General features: G+C 65.4%; 13 protein-coding genes, 1 other RNA gene and 3 pseudogenes. 4 read left to right on the forward strand and 13 right to left on the reverse strand.

Annotated elements, in window-relative coordinates:
• Positions 1-156: 156 nt before the first annotated feature.
• Positions 157-258, forward strand: a pseudogene (locus tag MYXE_RS16925) (transposase); the annotation flags it as partial.
• A 228-nt stretch (positions 259-486) separates the two neighbouring features.
• On the opposite strand, the gene MYXE_RS16930 reads toward MYXE_RS16925, so the two are convergent.
• Positions 487-750: a hypothetical protein gene (locus tag MYXE_RS16930; protein ID WP_085194028.1), complete on the reverse strand. Its 264-nt coding sequence runs from the start codon at positions 748-750 to the stop codon at positions 487-489.
• Positions 747-980 (reverse strand): hypothetical protein, encoded by a 234-nt coding sequence (locus MYXE_RS16935; RefSeq protein ID WP_085194032.1) that lies wholly within the window; start codon positions 978-980, stop codon positions 747-749. The genes MYXE_RS16930 and MYXE_RS16935 overlap by 4 nt, the downstream gene beginning before the upstream one ends.
• A gap of 87 nt (positions 981-1067) precedes the next feature.
• Here MYXE_RS16935 and MYXE_RS24665 point away from each other — a divergent pair.
• Positions 1068-1232, forward strand: a pseudogene (locus MYXE_RS24665) (DNA-binding response regulator); the annotation flags it as partial.
• A 194-nt stretch (positions 1233-1426) separates the two neighbouring features.
• Here the strand turns inward: MYXE_RS24665 and MYXE_RS16945 are convergent.
• The 11 genes from MYXE_RS16945 to prfB form a co-directional block, all read right to left on the reverse strand.
• On the reverse strand, positions 1427-2674 hold the full coding sequence (locus tag MYXE_RS16945; RefSeq protein WP_112649957.1) for an IS256 family transposase: 1248 nt from the start codon (positions 2672-2674) through the stop codon (positions 1427-1429).
• A gap of 533 nt (positions 2675-3207) precedes the next feature.
• Positions 3208-3576: a transfer-messenger RNA gene (gene ssrA / locus MYXE_RS16950) on the reverse strand.
• A gap of 107 nt (positions 3577-3683) precedes the next feature.
• Positions 3684-4526 (reverse strand): maleylpyruvate isomerase family mycothiol-dependent enzyme, encoded by an 843-nt coding sequence (locus MYXE_RS16955; RefSeq protein WP_039889464.1) that lies wholly within the window; start codon positions 4524-4526, stop codon positions 3684-3686.
• 11 nt (positions 4527-4537) lie between these two features.
• Positions 4538-5395 (reverse strand): DMT family transporter, encoded by an 858-nt coding sequence (locus tag MYXE_RS16960; RefSeq protein ID WP_003919043.1) that lies wholly within the window; start codon positions 5393-5395, stop codon positions 4538-4540.
• Positions 5396-5402: 7 nt separating this feature from the next.
• Positions 5403-6248: a DMT family transporter gene (locus MYXE_RS16965; RefSeq protein WP_003919044.1), complete on the reverse strand. Its 846-nt coding sequence runs from the start codon at positions 6246-6248 to the stop codon at positions 5403-5405.
• Positions 6248-6739, reverse strand: coding sequence for an SsrA-binding protein SmpB (gene smpB / locus MYXE_RS16970; RefSeq protein ID WP_039889465.1), 492 nt, complete (start codon positions 6737-6739; stop codon positions 6248-6250). Before smpB ends, MYXE_RS16965 begins: the two co-directional genes overlap by 1 nt.
• 2 nt (positions 6740-6741) lie before the next feature.
• Positions 6742-7635, reverse strand: coding sequence for a permease-like cell division protein FtsX (gene ftsX / locus MYXE_RS16975; RefSeq protein WP_003919046.1), 894 nt, complete (start codon positions 7633-7635; stop codon positions 6742-6744).
• Positions 7636-8325 carry a cell division ATP-binding protein FtsE gene (gene ftsE / locus MYXE_RS16980; RefSeq protein ID WP_003919047.1) on the reverse strand — a complete coding sequence of 230 codons (690 nt, stop codon included), beginning with the start codon at positions 8323-8325 and terminating at the stop codon, positions 7636-7638.
• Positions 8326-8381: 56 nt separating this feature from the next.
• Positions 8382-8864 (reverse strand): hypothetical protein, encoded by a 483-nt coding sequence (locus MYXE_RS16985; RefSeq protein WP_415624491.1) that lies wholly within the window; start codon positions 8862-8864, stop codon positions 8382-8384.
• Positions 8865-8872: 8 nt separating this feature from the next.
• The gene (locus MYXE_RS16990) at positions 8873-9850 is read right to left on the reverse strand and encodes a mechanosensitive ion channel family protein (protein ID WP_003920701.1); all 978 of its coding nucleotides are present in this window, start codon (positions 9848-9850) and stop codon (positions 8873-8875) included.
• Positions 9843-10949 carry a peptide chain release factor 2 gene (gene prfB / locus MYXE_RS16995; RefSeq protein WP_003920702.1) on the reverse strand — a complete coding sequence of 369 codons (1107 nt, stop codon included), beginning with the start codon at positions 10947-10949 and terminating at the stop codon, positions 9843-9845. Before prfB ends, MYXE_RS16990 begins: the two co-directional genes overlap by 8 nt.
• 81 nt (positions 10950-11030) lie before the next feature.
• On the opposite strand from prfB, the gene MYXE_RS17000 reads away from it, so the two are divergent.
• Both MYXE_RS17000 and MYXE_RS17005 read left to right on the forward strand, forming a co-directional pair.
• Complete coding sequence (locus tag MYXE_RS17000) at positions 11031-12398, forward strand: FAD-dependent oxidoreductase (protein ID WP_085193286.1); 1368 nt, start codon at positions 11031-11033, stop codon at positions 12396-12398.
• Between the two features lie 631 nt (positions 12399-13029).
• Positions 13030-16694 (forward strand): annotated as a pseudogene (locus MYXE_RS17005) (nitrate reductase subunit alpha).
• The last annotated feature ends 4 nt before the right edge of the window (positions 16695-16698 follow it).

Raw genomic sequence — 16698 nt, forward strand, 5'->3', positions numbered from 1 at the left:
GTCTATGAGGCCAAGCGCCACGGGGTTTCACGTCGGCCAGGACTACAGCCTGCGCGACACTCAACGGGCCACCACTCGCGACCAGCTGGCAGCGCTGGGCCCAGGCCGAAGAAGCCAGTTGCGTTCAGGGAGGTGGTATACCGGAGCTTCAACGACCGCAGCGAGCAGCGCACGAATGCCCGCAATCGGTATCACCTGCGTGATTTCGATACCCGCGTGGGCACCTTCGAGATGGCCATCCCGAAGTTGCCGAAGGGTCACGCGATCGAGCGAACTCCTACGCCACGCCTCCGGGCTTGGCCCAAGAGAATGCGTGACTTCACGCACCGGACCCACGACGTAGCAGTCGAGGGTGCGCAGCGCGTTTGCGCCGCCGAAGTTGCGGCGGGCACGTCGGGGTGACGCGGATGAGCCGCGACGGAGTTTTCTTAGTGGCGCGGATCTGTCGATGTCCCCAATGACGCGTTTAGCCGTGTCCCCGGATGGTTATCGGTGCGGGAAGATGGCTTCGATTCGCGGGCCGGTTGTGGACCAAAAGACTTTGTAGGGAGGATGCCCGGCCACGGGCAGCCTCATCCGGATGCCGCCGCTGGTGGTTATCGCGGTGGAAAGCGCTTGCGCTTGTCCCGGTGCTCGAAAGATAAGTTCGATCGCGTCGAGTACAGCGTTGTAGAGGTCTGCGTCTGGCCCCTGTTCTAGGGCATCGAGTTGGGCATCAGCGATTTGTGAATAGTCGCCTTCGAAATTCATGTACGACGTTTACGTGCCCGGCGGACGGTCGGGGAGGCGGCTGCGCGTGAGAGGAGCTCGCGTAGCTCTGGGTTGGAGTCGTATTCGTGTTGTGCGTCGGTGACGACGCGGGCAGGTTGCAGGAGGATGCTGCCGTCCTCGTTTTCTCTCATGAGGTAGCGCTGGTTGGGGCGGCCGGGGAGAACGGCGCGACTTCGGCTGTCGGTCTCGATGATCGTCGGCTCGACCATAGCCCCAGAGTATCCCATTTTCCCATCGTGGGCATAATGGGTGGTGGGTCCCGATGTCTGGTGTTAGCTCGCGGGGACCGGGGTTGACTGCGGATCCCAGAAGTCGATGGCGTGACGGCGACGTGGCGGATACTCGCGGCGCTGCCGCAGACCCGGGTCCTGGTCGTCACGACGTACGAGACCGACGCCGACATCTTGCGCGCGGTCGAAGCGGCCGCTGCTGCGGTGCTCCCCGCCGACAGCCAACACCGCGCCCAAGATCAACGTGGGAATCAATCAAGGCGTGAACATCCACGGCCACAGATACTTTCGCCGCACTTGCCGCCGGCCGGCGTTCCGCCCGGCGAGGAAGCGCACTTGCAGGCCCGATCTGAAGTCTGCGAGGGGCCAAGCCCAGTGACGTGGTGTAAGAGTTCGTTCGATCGCGTGACCCTTCGGGTGGCAGTCTAGGCGGTCAGGGCTGGGGTGGTGTTGGTTTGCTGTCCGGCGGGCTCGTCGGTGCTGGTCAGTGCTGTGCGGGCGCGGGTGAGCACGTCAAGGCCCAGGTAGCGTCGTCCTTCGATCCATTCGTCGTGTTGTTCGGCCAGCACGGCACCGACGAGGCGGATGATCGAGGCCCGGTCGGGGAAGATGCCCACGACGTCGGTCCTGCGCCTGATTTCTTTGTTGAGCCGTTCCTGGGGATTGTTGCTCCAGATTTGGCGCCAGATCTGTTTGGGAAAAGCGGTGAACGCCAACAGATCCGGGCGGGCTGCGTCGAGGTGTTCGGCCACTTTGGGGAGCTTGTCCGACAATGCGTCGAGGACTCGATCGTATTGGGCAACAACCGATTCGGCGTCGGGCTGGTCGAAGACCGAGTGCAGCAGAGTGCGCACCCACGGCCAGGAGGACTTCGGGGTGGCCGCCATCAGGTTGTTCGCGTAATGGGTGCGGCAGCGCTGCCAGGCCGCTCCGGGCAAGGTGGCCCCGATCGCGGCGACCAGGCCGGGGTGGGCGTCGCTGGTGACCAGCGCGACCCCGGACAGGCCGCGGGCGACCAGGTCGCGGAAGAACGCCAGCCAGCCTGCCCCGTCCTCGGCGGAGCTGACCTGCACACCCAGGATCTCGCGGTAGCCCTCGGCGTTGACGCCGGTGGCAATCAGGGTGTGCACGCCCACGACGCGGCCGTTCTCGCGGACTTTGAGCACCAGGGCATCAGCGGCGACGAACGTGTACGGGCCGGCGTCAAGCGGGCGGGTGCGAAACGCCTCAACCTGCTCATCGAGTTCTTTGGCCATGATCGACACCTGCGACTTGGAAAGCCTCGTCACACCCAGTGTTTCAACGAGGCGTTCCATCCGCCGGGTGGACACTCCCAGCAGATAGCAGGTGGCCACCACGCTGGTCAGGGCACGCTCAGCGCGTTTGCGTCGCTCCAATAGCCAGTCCGGGAAATAGCTGCCCTGACGCAGCTTGGGAATGGCCACATCGATGGTGCCGGCGCGGGTGTCGAAATCACGATGCCGGTAGCCGTTGCGGCTGTTGGACCGCTCATCGCTGCGCTGGCGGTAGCCGGCCCCGCAGATGGCGTCGGCTTCCGCGCCCATCAAGGCGTGGATGAACACCGACAGCAGCCCTCGCAGCAAGTCCGGGCTGGCCTCGGCGAGTTGGTCGGCCAACAGCTGCTCGGCGTCGATAAGGTGTGGTGAGGTCATCGCGTTGCTCTCCTTCGGTTGACTTTGCTGATCGTTCGAAGGATCACGCGATGACCGCCCTCTACCGCGCTACGACACGCCCACCGGCCCTACCGGCTCATACACCACGCCCCTGGACGCAACTCTGCGAGGCCTGATATCCCGCCGGCCTAGAAACGTGGAGACAGCGGCACCTAAATACTGCCTAGCCGTCCCAGTCACTCCTACAGTCCGGTGGCGCCGACACACTCCGTTGCAACTGGCCCTTGCTGAACCCCAACGGTTCCCTGTTCTCGACGACTTGCGCGACGACCGTGGCGTGAGACGCATCGTCGATGCCGCCGAGCAGCTCATCGGCCACGGCCCAGCACCGATCGCCGTGGTCTCCGATAAACGGGCCCTGCTTTTGTAGGCGAACTTCCCATCCCGCCTTCGAGGGCGAGGGTCCGCTGCTGCGTCATGCGCGCACCCGCGTCAAGATCACCCCAATCTTGACGCCAGCTTTGACATGGCTCCGATTCGAGCCGATTCCGCGCCTCTGACGAGGCAAATTCTGGTGGAGCTGCCGGGAATCGAACCCGGGTCCTACGGCATACCCTCAAGGCTTCTCCGTGCGCAGTTCGCTTTGCCCTTACTCGGATCTCCCGGTCTCGCGAACTAGCCGGGACGGCGATCCCAGTCGCTGTGTGGTGTCCCGATGGGTCCCGCGACCGAACCCATCGGTGGATCCCTCTAGCTGACGCCAGGATCCGGGTCGAGGGAACTCCCGGCCTGACGGACTAGCTGTCGCTTAGGCAGCGAGAGCGTAGTCGCGCTGATGTGAATCGGCGCTTATTTAGTTGCAACGACGCTTACGGTGGTCTCTTGCCTGCACCGGCACGCTTCCCTTGATTCGATGCGCGAAGTCGAAACCGTTCAGCCCCATGTCTTCGAGCATCCCTGCCGACCTTCGGCAGGACAATCAATGGTACGCAGTTTATGTAACGACCAGCCACCCGAGAATCATTCCGGCGGCGACCGCATCAGCGCCTCAGATCACATAGTTGAGGTTCTCGATGATGCGTGCTGCCAGCTGCCGGTCACCGCCGAGTTCGACACCGTCGGTGTTGTCTATACGCCCGCCGGCCAGCCTGGTGAACAGCATGCCGTCGAGCCGGATCGTCGCCGTCGGCTCCAGCCCGCCGAAATCGTCGACCACCTGGCCGCGCCCGTCGACTGCGACGCGAATCGTGCGCGCCAGCGGGCCGGTCAGTTCTATCTGGATCCGCGACCCGTCCGGGGCCTTGCCGAGTTTGCCGACGACGTAGCCCATGCTCGCCGTCATCTCGTCCAGCGCCAGCCGCGCCGCCGGCCCGCGGAGCTCGTCATCGGCGGCCGGCCGGCCCAGCGCATCGCGGATGTCGTGCTCGTGCATCCAGCAGTCGAAGGCCCGGATCCGCATGAACCGCCCGTAGCTGTCCGGACCGGCCGGTGTCTGGGTGACTGCGTTCCAGTCGTCCTCGGACATCGCGGAGAGCACCTTGCGACGATCGTTGGTCACTGCCAGGAAGCGCTGCCGCAGGGCGGCACCGGATTCACCGCTGAGGTGACGCACCCAGCACTCGTTCATCGCACCGATGTCGTTGCGGACGTGTGCCAGGCCGGTGACGTCGATGTCGGCGGCGGGGGTCGCGACACCCATCAGCATCGACTCGGTCCCGATCAGGTGCGACACCACGGCGCGCACACCCCAGCCGGGCAGCGGTGTCGGCGCCTCCCACGCTGACTCCGGCAGTCCGTCAAGCAGCCGGTCGATAGCGTCCCATGCCGCGTATAGACCGGGCAGCACATCGGACTTGTCCAGTTGAGTGAGCGGGCGGGTCACGACGTTGATGCTAAATGGCCTCAGCCTGAGGCGATCATCGCCACCGCCGACAGTGCCAGCACCAAGCCCACCGCTTGCGGTCTGTTGACCCGCTCACCCAGCAGGGTGATCGCCAATACGACGGTAGCCGCCGGATATAACGAAATCACGACACTCGCCAACGACAGCAATGCCGCGTGCAGCGCGAGCAGCATGGCAACGTTGGCGCTGGCGTCCAGCACTGCCGCAATCAGCGCCAGCCGCAATGATGACCCAGACGGAACCTGGAGATTGCGGCTTAGCGCCGCCACGGCGATCACCAGTGCGGTCGCCGCCATCCGCGCGAACAGCAGCGGCCAGAGCCGTGATTCGGCCGGCGCCTGATGGATCAGCACGAAGTTCAGCCCGAACCCGACCCCTGCCCCGATGGTCAGCCAGGCCACCGTCAGGGTGAACCGGTCCGGCCTGCCGTCGCGGTCGGCGGTGTCGCGTCCGAGCAGCACCACCGCGACCAGCGCCAACCCGATGCCCACTGCGGGCACTAGACCTGGCCGGTCCCCCAAGGCAACACCGACCACGACCGGTACGCCAGCGGTCAGCATCGCGGCCAACGGGGAAACTACCGAGATGGGCCCGGCACCGAGCGCCGCGTACAGCCACCACGCGCCGCAGGCCTGGCTGAGTCCGCCTAGTGCGCCCCATAGCAGTGCCCCGGCGCGGATCGGCCCGCCGACAATGGCGGCCAGCGCGCCCAGCAGCACCATCGCGGTCGGGTAGGACACCAATACCACCCGCAGGGCGGCCACCCGCCGGGCCGCGACACCGCCGACGAAGTCGCTGGCCCCGAACCCGATCGCTGACGCCAGGGCGAGCGCCGGGCCGGCTGGAAAGGCGATCACGGTCCCGTCAGCTGGCGGCAATCATCGCCACCGACAGCATGGCCATCACCATGCCCACCGCCTGCCAGCGGGTCACCCGTTCCCGCAGCACCACGATGGCCAACACCACGGTCACCGCCGGATACAGCGAAATCAGGACACTGGCCAGGGATAACAGCGAACCGTGCAGGGCCAGCAGCATCGTGATATTTGCACAGGTGTCTAACAGTGCCGCGGCGACCGCCAGCCGCATCGGTGTGCCGGATGGAAGCCGCAGGTGCCGTGTCAGCGCAGCCACCACGAGAACCAGCAGGGTCGCCGACACTCGGGCAAACACCAGCGGCCACAGCCGGCATTCGGCCGGGGCTTGGTGGATGAACACAAAGTTGAGCCCGAACGCGATTCCCGCGCCGATCGTCAGCCAGGCCACTTTGGTGGTGAACCGATGCGGCCGGGTGTCCTCGTCGGTGGCCTCCCGGCTCACCAACGTGACAGCCAACATCGCCAGGACTACGCCCGCCGACGCGGTATGCCCGGGCCGCTCACCCAGCGCGACCCCAATCCCGACCGGAATCGCAGCATCGAGCACCGCCGCCAGCGGAGACACCACGGATATCGGTCCAGAGCCGAGCGCTGCGTAGAACCACCACGCGGCGAGCCCCTGGCTGAGGCCACCCAGCACACCCCACAGCACGGCGGCGGGGTGGATTGGGCCGCCCACGATTGCGGCCACCACACCCAGGAGCAGTCCCGTGATCGGATAGGACACCAGCACCACGCGAAGTGCGGCTACCCGTCGTGAGGCGATACCGCCGACAAAGTCGCTGACGCCGAAGCCGACCGCAGACAGCTGAGCGTACGCGGCCCCGATCATCACATGCCTTTGACGTGTCGGCCCAACTCTCGCACCACTTCTCGCTGCGCGTCGCGGCGCGCCATGTCCTGTCGTTTGTCGTGCGCTCTTTTGCCGCGCGCCAGTGCGAGTTCCACTTTGACTTTGCCGTGGGAGAAGTACACCGACAGCGGCACCAGCGCGAGGTTACCATCCCTGATCTTGCCCACCAGGTGGTCGATCTGACGGCGGTGCAACAACAACTTGCGGTTGCGCCGCGGATCGTGGTTGGTCCAGCTGCCGTGGTGATACTCCGGGATATGCATGTTGCGCAGCCACACTTCGCCGTTGTCGACGGTGGCGAACGCGTCGACCAGGGACGCGCGGCCCTCGCGCAGACTCTTCACCTCGGTGCCGACTAGCACAACCCCGGCCTCAAACATTTCGAGGATTGAATAATTATGCCGGGCTTTACGATTCGTGGCGACGACCTGCCTACCGTCGCTCGCCTTCGGTGCGGATTTCTTGGCCACTGTTACCGTCGCACATACACCCGCAGTGTGGCGTACGCGGTCAGACCGGCCATCGCCACACCCACCAAGAACAGGACCGGTGAGATGTAGAGGATGTCGGCGTAGTCGATCCGCGCTATCAGGTTGGCTTGATAAAACTGGCTGAGCGCACTGTCCAAAAACCAAGCGCGCACCACAATTAACCCGACCACCGCGATCACCACGCCGACCGTCGCCGCTACCATGGCCTCAACCAGAAAGGGCAACTGGGTGTACCAGCGGCTGGCGCCGACCAGCCTCATGATGCCGACCTCGGTGCGCCGGGTATACGCCGCGACTTGAACCATGTTGGCAATCAATAAGACTGCCCCGATCGCCTGCACCAAAGCCACCGCGAACGCGGCACTGCTCAACCCGTCCAGCACGGCAAACAGCCGGTCGATCAGATCTTTCTGGTTGAGGACTGACAGCACACCTGGCTGCCCTTGCATGGCAGCGTCAAAGTCCTTGTGCTGCTCCGGATTCTCCAGCTTCACAATAAACGACGCCGGGAAGGACTCCTTGCCTGCGACATCTTTGTATTGAGGAAATTTTCGGATTGCGTCCTGGTACGCGTCATCGCGGTTGAGGAATCGCACCGATTTGACGTCGTCGCGCGCTTCGATCCTCTCGCGCAACGCCTTACACGCTTGAGTGTCGCACGTCGGGTCGTTCGCGGAAACGTCGTTGTTGAGGAAGACCTGCGTCTCGACACGATCCAGGTAGATGGCGCGCGAATGCTCGGCCAACCGGACCACGAGCAGCCCGCCGCCGAACAAGCCGATGGAGATGGCAGTGGTTAAAATCATCGCGATTGTCATGGTCACGTTGCGGCGAAGACCGGTGACAACCTCGTTGAACAGAAAGCTGAATCGCACTTAGCGATCCATCCCGTACACGCCGCGCTGCTCGTCTCGCACCAACCTGCCCAGTGACAACTCGACGACTCGCTGACGCATCGAGTCGACGATGTGATGATCGTGGGTGGCCATCAGCACGGTGGTCCCGGTCCGGTTGATGCGCTCCAGCAAATCCATGATGTCCTTGCTGGTTTCCGGGTCCAGGTTGCCGGTGGGCTCGTCGGCCAGCAACACCAGCGGCCGGTTCACGAAGGCGCGCGCGATCGCGACCCGCTGCTGCTCGCCACCAGACAGCTCGCTCGGCAGCCGGTTGGCCTTGCCGGACAGCCCGACCATCTCAAGCACGTCGGGCACCACGCGGTTGATAATCTCCCGGCGCTTGCCGATGACCTCTAACGCGAACGCGACATTTTCGAACACCGTCTTCTGCTGCAGCAGCCGGAAGTCCTGGAAGACGCAGCCGATCACCTGCCGCAGGCTGGGGATGTGGCGGCCCGGCAACGCGTTGACGTGAAACTTCGAGACCCGGATGTCGCCGGTGGTGGGTTTTTCCTCGGCCAGCAGCAGCCGCATGACCGTCGACTTGCCCGAGCCGGTGGGCCCGATGAGGAAGACGAACTCACCCTTGTCGATCTTGATGTTGATGTTGTCCAGCGCGGGGCGCGCCGACGACTTGTACTGCTTGCTGACGCGGTCAAGGGTGATCATCACGGCACGCCAGTGTAGCGGCGGGTTTTGCCCGGGCAGCCCATCGGATCATCGGGTCACGACGGTGGGGCGGGCACCGGGCCCGGGGCCGGCGGCGGGGGCGGAGGGGCCGGCGGCGGGGGCGGCGGGCCGAACGGCGGCGGCAACACGAACGGCGGCAGCGGGCCGAACGGAGGCGGCGGTGAGCCCGTCGTCGGCGTGGTCGTCGGCGTGGTCGTGGTCGCTGGCGTCGTCGTCGGTGTCGGAGTCACGGTCACCGTGACGGTCGACGGCGGCTGTTGCAATCTGCTGCGCGGCACCCACGTGTAGTTGGGGTCGGGCACGTAGCCCGGCGGCACCACCTGGGTGGCCGGCACTTGTGTCGGTGCAGTCGACGACGGCCGATACGTGTCGTGAACCCACCACAGCGCCAAGAAGGCAATGACCAAGGCCGCCGTGGAGGTGCGTAGGTGACCGCCAAATAGGTATGCCGGCCAGCGTCTTTCATCGGCGCCGCCAGCTTTCAGCGCCTTCAGGGCGACGTCCCAGTTCCTCGGCAGGGCGAACTTCACCGGCCCTGCCCTTGCGTCTTGTCCTCGGCCCCTTCGGCCGTGGCCGGGTGGACGATCGCGCCCACCGTCGCCGGTGTCTCATTGGCGGCGCCGATCCCGGCCCGCGCAAGCGCTCGCACCACCAGCACCCGTAGTTCGCGGCCGGCCTGAAACTGCTTGCCGGGCAAGGTGCGGGCGACCAGCCGCAGCGTGACGGTGTCGACCCCGATGCTTTCCACACCCATTACTGTCGGCGCGTCGAGCAACAACTCCCGCAGCACGGCGTCGTCGCGGGCGTGTTCACATTCCTGGCGCAACACTTCGTTGACTTGACCGAGGTCGGCGCTGGTGGGCACCGGGATGTCGACGACCGCGCGGGCCCAGTCCTTCGACAGGTTCACCGACTTGACGATCTGACCGTTGGGCACCGTGAAGACCTCGCCGTCGGGCGAGCGCAATTTTGTCACCCTGAGCGTGACGTTCTCGACCGTGCCCGCGGCGTCCGTCGACGAGCCCAAAATCGTGAGTTCGACGAGATCACCGAACCCGTACTGTTTTTCGGCGATGATGAAGAACCCGGCCAGCAAGTCCTTGACCAGTTGCTGGGCGCCGAAACCCAGCGCGGCGCCGAGCACGGTGGCCGGGGCCACCAGTCCACGTATCGAAAGCTGCAAGATATCGGCGATCTGGACCGCGACGGCCACCGCGATGAGGACGATCGCCACCCAGGAAATCACCGCGGCCACGGCCTGGCGGTGCTTGGTCGCTTCCGAACGCACCAGCGCGTCGCTCTCGGTGAACCCCACGTCGAGACGCTCGGTCACTTTTCGCGCCGCCCAGTTGACGAACCGGGCGGCCAGTACAGCGCCGATCAGCAACAGGACGACGCGCAACCCCTTGTCGAGGATCCAGTCCCGTAGGTCGCCGCGCCACAAGTCGTGCCAGGGTTGCGCCAGGTAGGTTTCGGTTACCGCCACGACCGTGGTATCAGTCATCGCCTCGTCTGTTGCGCCACCGGATTCCGGCTTCCAGGAATCCGTCGATGTCCCCGTCCAGCACGGCAGCCGGGTTACTGACCTCGTAGTCGGTGCGTAGGTCCTTGACCATCTGGTAGGGGTGCAAAACGTAGGACCGCATCTGGTTCCCCCAGGAGCTGCCGCCGTCGCCCTTGAGCGCGTCGAGCTCAGCGCGTTCCTCTAAGCGCTTGCGCTCCAACAACTTTGCCTGAAGCACTCGCAAAGCCGACATTTTGTTCTGCAGCTGCGACTTCTCGTTCTGGCAGGTCACGACGATACCGGTGGGCAGATGGGTGAGTCGAACCGCCGAATCGGTGGTGTTCACCGACTGCCCGCCCGGACCGCTGGAGCGGTAGACGTCGACGCGAATATCGCCTTCCGGGATATCGATGTGGTCGGTGGTCTCCACCACCGGCAGCACCTCGACCTCGGCGAACGAGGTCTGCCGGCGGTGCTGGTTATCGAACGGGCTGAGCCGAACCAGCCGGTGGGTGCCTTGTTCCACCGACAAGGTCCCGTAGGCGTAGGGCGCGTGGATGGCGAAGGTCGCGCTCTTTATCCCGGCCTCTTCGGCATACGACGTGTCGAACACCTCGACCGGGTAGTTGTGCTGTTCGGCCCAGCGGATGTACATACGCATCAGCATCTCGGCCCAGTCCGCGGCGTCGACCCCGCCCGCCCCGGAGCGGATGGTGACCAGCGCCTCACGTTCGTCGTATTCGCCGGAAAGCAGCGTCCGCACTTCCATCGCTTCGATGTCGGCACGCAGCGCCTTGAGCTCCGCGTCGGCTTCGGCGAGCGTGTCAGCGCCGCCTTCTTCTTCGGCCAGCTCGTAAAGCACCGGCAGGTCGTCGAGGCGCCGGCGAAGCTCTTCGACGCGCCGCAGTTCGCCCTGGGCGTGTGACAACTCGCTGGTCACCTGCTGGGCACGGGTTTGGTCTTCCCACAATTTGGGATCGGATGCCTCGTGCTCGAGCTTCTCGATCCGGCTGCGCAGACCGTCGACGTCGACCACCCGCTCCACGGTGGTCAGCGTGGAGTCGAGCGCTGCGATGTCGGCTTGACGGTCAGGGTCCACAGCTGCTCACGTTACCGGCGACTCAACCAACGCTACGACCAGCAGAGCCTACGTGGCGGCAGCCGTTTAGCATCGGGGTGTATGCGCCCATACCACGTCGCGATCGTCGGCTCCGGTCCGTCGGGATTCTTCGCTGCGGCATCGCTGCTCAAGGCCGCCGACTCGGCGGAGGACATCGAGGTAGCAGTCGACATGCTGGAAATGTTGCCGACGCCGTGGGGTCTGGTGCGCTCGGGCGTCGCCCCCGACCACCCGAAGATCAAGTCGATCAGCAAGCAGTTCGAAAAGACCGCCGAAGACCCACGGTTCCGCTTTTTCGGCAATGTCGTCGTCGGCGAGCACGTTCAGGCCGCCGAACTGGCCGAGCGCTATGACGCCGTGATCTATGCGGTGGGCGCGCAATCCGACCGGGCGCTGAACATCCCCGGGGAGGACCTCCCGGGCAGCATCGCCGCCGTCGATTTCGTGGGTTGGTACAACGCCCACCCGCATTTCCAGGACAGGTCGCCTGATCTGTCCTGCGGCCGGGCTGTTGTGGTCGGCAACGGCAACGTCGCGCTCGATGTCGCCCGCATCTTGGTGACCGACCCCGACGTGCTCGCGCTGACCGATATCGCCGACCACGCACTGGAATCCCTGCGGCCATGTGGTGTGGAGGAAGTGATCATCATCGGTCGACGCGGTCCGCTGCAGACGGCGTTCACCACGCTGGAATTGCGCGAACTGGGCGACCTCGAGGGGGTCGACGTGGTCGTCGACCCGGCACAGCTGGAAGGCATCACCGACGACGACGCGGCCGCGGTGGGCAAGACCGCCAAGCAGAACCTCAAAGTGCTCCGCGACTACGCCGCACGCCCACTGCGGCCCGGCCATCGCCGAATCGTGTTGCGATTCTTGACATCTCCGATCGAAATCAAAGGCGACGGAAAGGTGGAGCGAATCGTCCTCGGCCGCAACGAGCTGGTCACCGACGAGAGCGGGCGAGTGGTGGCCAAGGACACCGGCGCCCGCGAGGAGTTGCCCGTCCAGTTGGTGGTGCGCTCCGTGGGCTATCGCGGTGTACCCACCCCCGGGCTGCCGTTCGACGAGCGCAGCGGCACCATCCCCAATACCAATGGCCGAGTGGAGGGCAGCCGCAACGAATACGTCGTCGGGTGGATCAAGCGAGGCCCGACCGGGGTGATCGGCACAAACAAGAAGGACTCCCAAGACACCGTCGACACCCTGCTCGCCGACCTGGCCGCTGCCAGGCAGACGGGGCTGGCCGATTTCGGTGACGACCACGCCGTCAAGCTCGCCGAATGGCTGGCCTCGCGTCAACCCAAACTCGTCACCGCAGAGCACTGGCAGGCCATCGACCAATACGAGCGAGCAGCCGGCGAGCCGCATGGGCGGCCGCGGGTCAAGCTGTCGACGCTGGAGGAACTCTTGCGGGTAGCGCACGGCTGACTTCGCTGAGTTCCGGGCTCGCGGTCGGCCGCTGTAGTTCGAACCTATGTTCGGACATCGCGTCGGGTGTGTCGGCGTATGCCGCGCTGCGCCGCAAGGCGAATACCCCGTTCGACGGCCGCTCACGCGACTGGCCGATCATCACCGCTGTCGACGAAATCGGCAGGCGCACAGCGGACTTCATTTTGCCAACTGGTGGGCGCTCTCGCGCGACGGCTCCGCCGCGGGCTCCAACCATCACTATCAGCGCGCTTGAGATCCCCGTCGCGGTCGCTTTGACCCGGCATGACGCCTGACCGGCGGGCCTGGTCGGTTCTTCGCCAAAACAAACCAACAACCGTTGGTAACCACGGTAACTAGTGGTATGACGGACGAAGAGGCGTATGCGACGCCTGAGGCGCCCGGTGTTCAGCTCGGGCGTGCCCAGGATGCATCACCTGATCCGCCGAAGACGGGTGGTTTTCCGGCCCGGCGCAGGAAGGCACGCGCGTGGAAGCGCGCGCACGGATCAGGAGGAGCGAAGTGGTTGGCACGGCAGAACCCGGCACCCGATCCTCAACCGGGGGCGAGCGCGTCGAGCGTGCGGCCGCCCGTCCCGTGCCGCGGGGGTATTTGGCGCCGTTGCTGCCGGGTGGGGAGCCGGTGGAGTCGCTGCTGCGTAAGGCGCAGTTTTTTTACGCCGGGCACGCCTACGCCGGATCATCGCGAGGTGCATCGCCGGGGTGGTCGCGGCGCGGAGGAGTTTTATCGGGACCGGTGGCGGCACGGCAAGGAGGTGCGTTCTACCCACGGGGTGAACTGCACTGGCTCGTGTTCGTGGAAGGTTTTCGTCAAGGAGGGCATTATCGCCTGGGAGACCCAGGAGACCGATTATCCCTCGGTGGGGCCGGATAGCCCCGAGTATGAGCCGCGTGGCTGCCCGCGGGGGGCGTCGTTTTCTTGGTATACCTATTCGCCGTCGCGGGTGCGTTATCCGTATGTGCGCCAGCCGCTGCTGCAGATGTGGCGGGAGGCCCGCGCGCGGCTGGACGACCCGGTGCAGGCGTGGGCGGAGATCACCGCCGACCCGAAGCGCGCGGCGGCTTATAAGAGCGCACGCGGCAAGGGTGGGTTTTTGCGCTCGACGTGGGATGAGGTCAGCGAGCTGATCGCGGCCGCGCATGTGCACACGATCAAGACCTATGGGCCGGACCGGGTGGTGGGTTTTTCGCCGATCCCGGCGATGTCGCAGGTGTCGTATGCGGCGGGCACCCGGTTTTTGTCGATGATCGGTGGGACGATCCTGTCGTTTTATGACTGGTATGCCGATATGCCGCTGGCGTCACCGCAGGTGTATGGCGATCAGACCGATGTGCCGGAGTCCGGTGATTGGTGGAACGCGGCCTATCTGATCATCTGGGGCACCAACCTGCCGATCACCCGCACCCCGGATGCGCATTTCATGGTGGAGGCCCGCTACCGCGGCCAGAAGGTGGTGGTGGTCAGCCCGGATTATTCGGATCACACCAAGTTCGCCGATGACTGGCTGGCCTGCGCGCCGGGCACCGATGGCGCGCTGGCGATGGCGATGGGCCATGTGGTGTTGTCGGAGTTCTTCCGCGACCGGCAGGTGCCCTATTTCGAGCAATATGTGAAGACCTACACCGACCTGCCTTTCCTGGTGACCCTGCGCGAACACGCTGGGGCCTATGTGCCGGACCGGTTTTTGACCGCCGCCGACCTGGGTCACGACGATGAGCTCGCGGTGCACCGGACGGTGCTGGTGGACTCGGCGACGGGGCAGCCGGTCGTGCCCAATGGGACCATCGCCGATCATTACAGCGATGCGGGCATTGGCAAGTGGAATCTAGATCTCGGTGACCTGGATCCGCTGCTAAGCCTGTACGGCCGGCACGAGCGGGCCGTGGCGGTCGACTTGCCCCGCTTCGACATCGGGAAGACCGAGGGTGGCGGCGTGATCCGCCGCGGCGTGCCGGTGCTGCGGTTGGGCGAGAAGCTGGTGACGACGGTGTTCGACTTGCTGATGGCCCACTACGCGGTGTCGCGCCCGGGTTTGCCGGGCGAGTGGCCCACCGGCTACGACGACGCGTCGCAACCGTATACCCCTGCCTGGCAGCAGGCGATCACGTCGGTGCCGCCGCCGCGGCGGCCCGGGTGGCCCGCGAATTCGCCCGCAGCGCAGAGCTTTCCAAAGGCCGGTCGATGATCGCGATGGGTGCGGGCACCAACCACTGGTTCCACTCCGACCAGATCTACCGCACGTTCTTCACGCTCACGATGCTGTGCGGCTGCCAGGGGGTCAACGGCGGCGGCTGGGCGCACTATGTCGGGCAAGAGAAGGTGCGCCCGCTGACCGGATGGCAGCAGGTCGCGTTCGCGCTGGACTGGCAACGGCCGACCCGACAGATGACCGGTACGTCGTTCTTCTACTTGCACACCGACCAGTGGCGTTACGAGCAGTTCGGCGCCGACGAGTTGGCCAGCCCGCTGGGCCGTGGCCTGTTTCGGGGCAAGGCGATGGCCGACGCGCTGGCCCAGTCCGCGCGGCTGGGCTGGGCGCCGTCGTTTCCGACGTTCGACCGCAACCCGCTGGATTTGGCCGATGCCGCCGCCGCAGCCGGCAAGAGCGTCGCCGACTATGTGATCGACGAGTTGCGTTCTGGCCGAATGTGTTTCGCTGGTGAGGATCCGGATAATCCGGTGAACTTCCCGCGGGTGCTGACGGTGTGGCGAGCCAATTTGCTGGGCTCGTCGGGTAAGGGCATGGAGTATTTCATGCGCCATCTGCTGGGCACTCATAACGCGGTGCGGGCGAACGAAACACCCGAGGCCCTGCGCCCGGCCGAGGTGCGCTGGCGCGACGAGGCCCCGCAAGGCAAGCTCGATTTGGCGGTGGCCATCGACTTTCGGATGACCAGCACGTGCACGTATTCCGATATCGTGTTGCCGGCGGCGACCTGGTATGAGAAGTACGACATCTCTACCACCGACATGCATCCGTTCGTGCACTCGTTCAACCCGGCCATCCCGCCCCCGTGGGAGGCTCGCACCGACTTCGACGCGTTCGCCACCATTGCCCGCGACTTCTCCCGGCTGGCCGCAAAGCATCTGGGCACACGCACCGACGTGATCGCCGCGCCGCTGATGCACGACACAGCCGACGAGTTGGCCCAGCCCCGCGGTGTGGTGCGCGATTGGCGCTATGGGCAATGCGAGCCGATACCGGGCAAGACGATGCCGAAGCTGGTCAGTGTGGAACGCGACTATGCCGCGGTCGCCGACAAATGGGCTGCGCTGGGCCCTCTGGTGGAAACGGCGGGCACCCCGGTGAAGAGCGTTTCCTGGAAACCTGTTGCCGCTGTTGATTTTTTGGCCCACCGTAACGGCACGGTGCGCGGCGGGGTCGCCGACGGCCGCCCGTCGCTGGCGCGTGATGTTTACATGGCTGAGGCCATTCTGGCGTTGTCGGGCACCACCAACGGCGCCGTGGCGATGCAGGGCTGGCAGGCGTTGGAGGAGCGCACCGGGATGCGGTTGGCCGACTTGGCGGCGGGCCGGGCCGGCGAGCACATCACCTTCGAGGACACCCAGATTCAGCCGCGCTCGGTGATCACCTCACCGGAATGGTCGGGCAGCGAGACCGGTGGGCGGCGCTACTCGCCGTTCGTGGTCAACGTCGAACGCAAGAAACCCTGGCACACGCTGACCGGGCGGATGCACTTTTTCCTCGACCACGACTGGATCGCCGAATACGGCGAATGGTTGCCGGTGTATCGCCCGCCGCTGAACTATGCGCGCCACTTCGGCCACCAGGGACTTTCCGAAGACGGCCGGCCCGAGATCACCGTGCGCTACCTCACCCCGCACTCCAAGTGGTCGATTCACTCGGAGTATCAAGACAATTTGCACATGCTGCGGCTGTTCCGCGGCGGCCCGGTGATCTGGATGAGCCCGGCGGATGCGGCCGCGATCGGCGTCAAAGACAACGACTGGATCGAGGCCTATAACCGCAACGGCGTGGTGGCCTGCCGGGCGGTGGTCACCCACCGCATGCCGCAGGGCACGGTGTTTATGTACCACGCCATGGACCGCCACCTGATGACACCGAAGTCGGAGGTGTCGGGTTGGCATGGCGGCGGCGACAACTCGCTGACCCGGCTGGTGATCAAACCGACCCACATGATCGGCGGCTACGCCCAAATGTCGTTCGCCTTCAACTACTACGGCACCACCGGCAATCAACGCGACGAGGTCACCGTCATCCGCCGCCGCGCCCAGGAGGTGGCCTACCGGTGAGGGT

The organism is Mycobacterium xenopi, from assembly GCF_009936235.1.
GTDB classification, from domain to species: Bacteria; Actinomycetota; Actinomycetes; order Mycobacteriales; family Mycobacteriaceae; genus Mycobacterium; species Mycobacterium xenopi.

Coding starts and splice junctions, on each gene's coding strand:
- MYXE_RS16945 (WP_112649957.1), bottom strand. CDS start 2,674: ATGACCTCACCACACCTTATCGACGCCGAGCAGCTGTTGGCCGACCAA.
- MYXE_RS17000 (WP_085193286.1), top strand. CDS start 11,031: ATGCGCCCATACCACGTCGCGATCGTCGGCTCCGGTCCGTCGGGATTC.
- ftsE (WP_003919047.1), bottom strand. CDS start 8,325: ATGATCACCCTTGACCGCGTCAGCAAGCAGTACAAGTCGTCGGCGCGC.
- MYXE_RS16965 (WP_003919044.1), bottom strand. CDS start 6,248: ATGATCGGGGCCGCGTACGCTCAGCTGTCTGCGGTCGGCTTCGGCGTC.
- MYXE_RS16990 (WP_003920701.1), bottom strand. CDS start 9,850: ATGACTGATACCACGGTCGTGGCGGTAACCGAAACCTACCTGGCGCAA.
- MYXE_RS16935 (WP_085194032.1), bottom strand. CDS start 980: ATGGTCGAGCCGACGATCATCGAGACCGACAGCCGAAGTCGCGCCGTT.
- MYXE_RS16930 (WP_085194028.1), bottom strand. CDS start 750: ATGAATTTCGAAGGCGACTATTCACAAATCGCTGATGCCCAACTCGAT.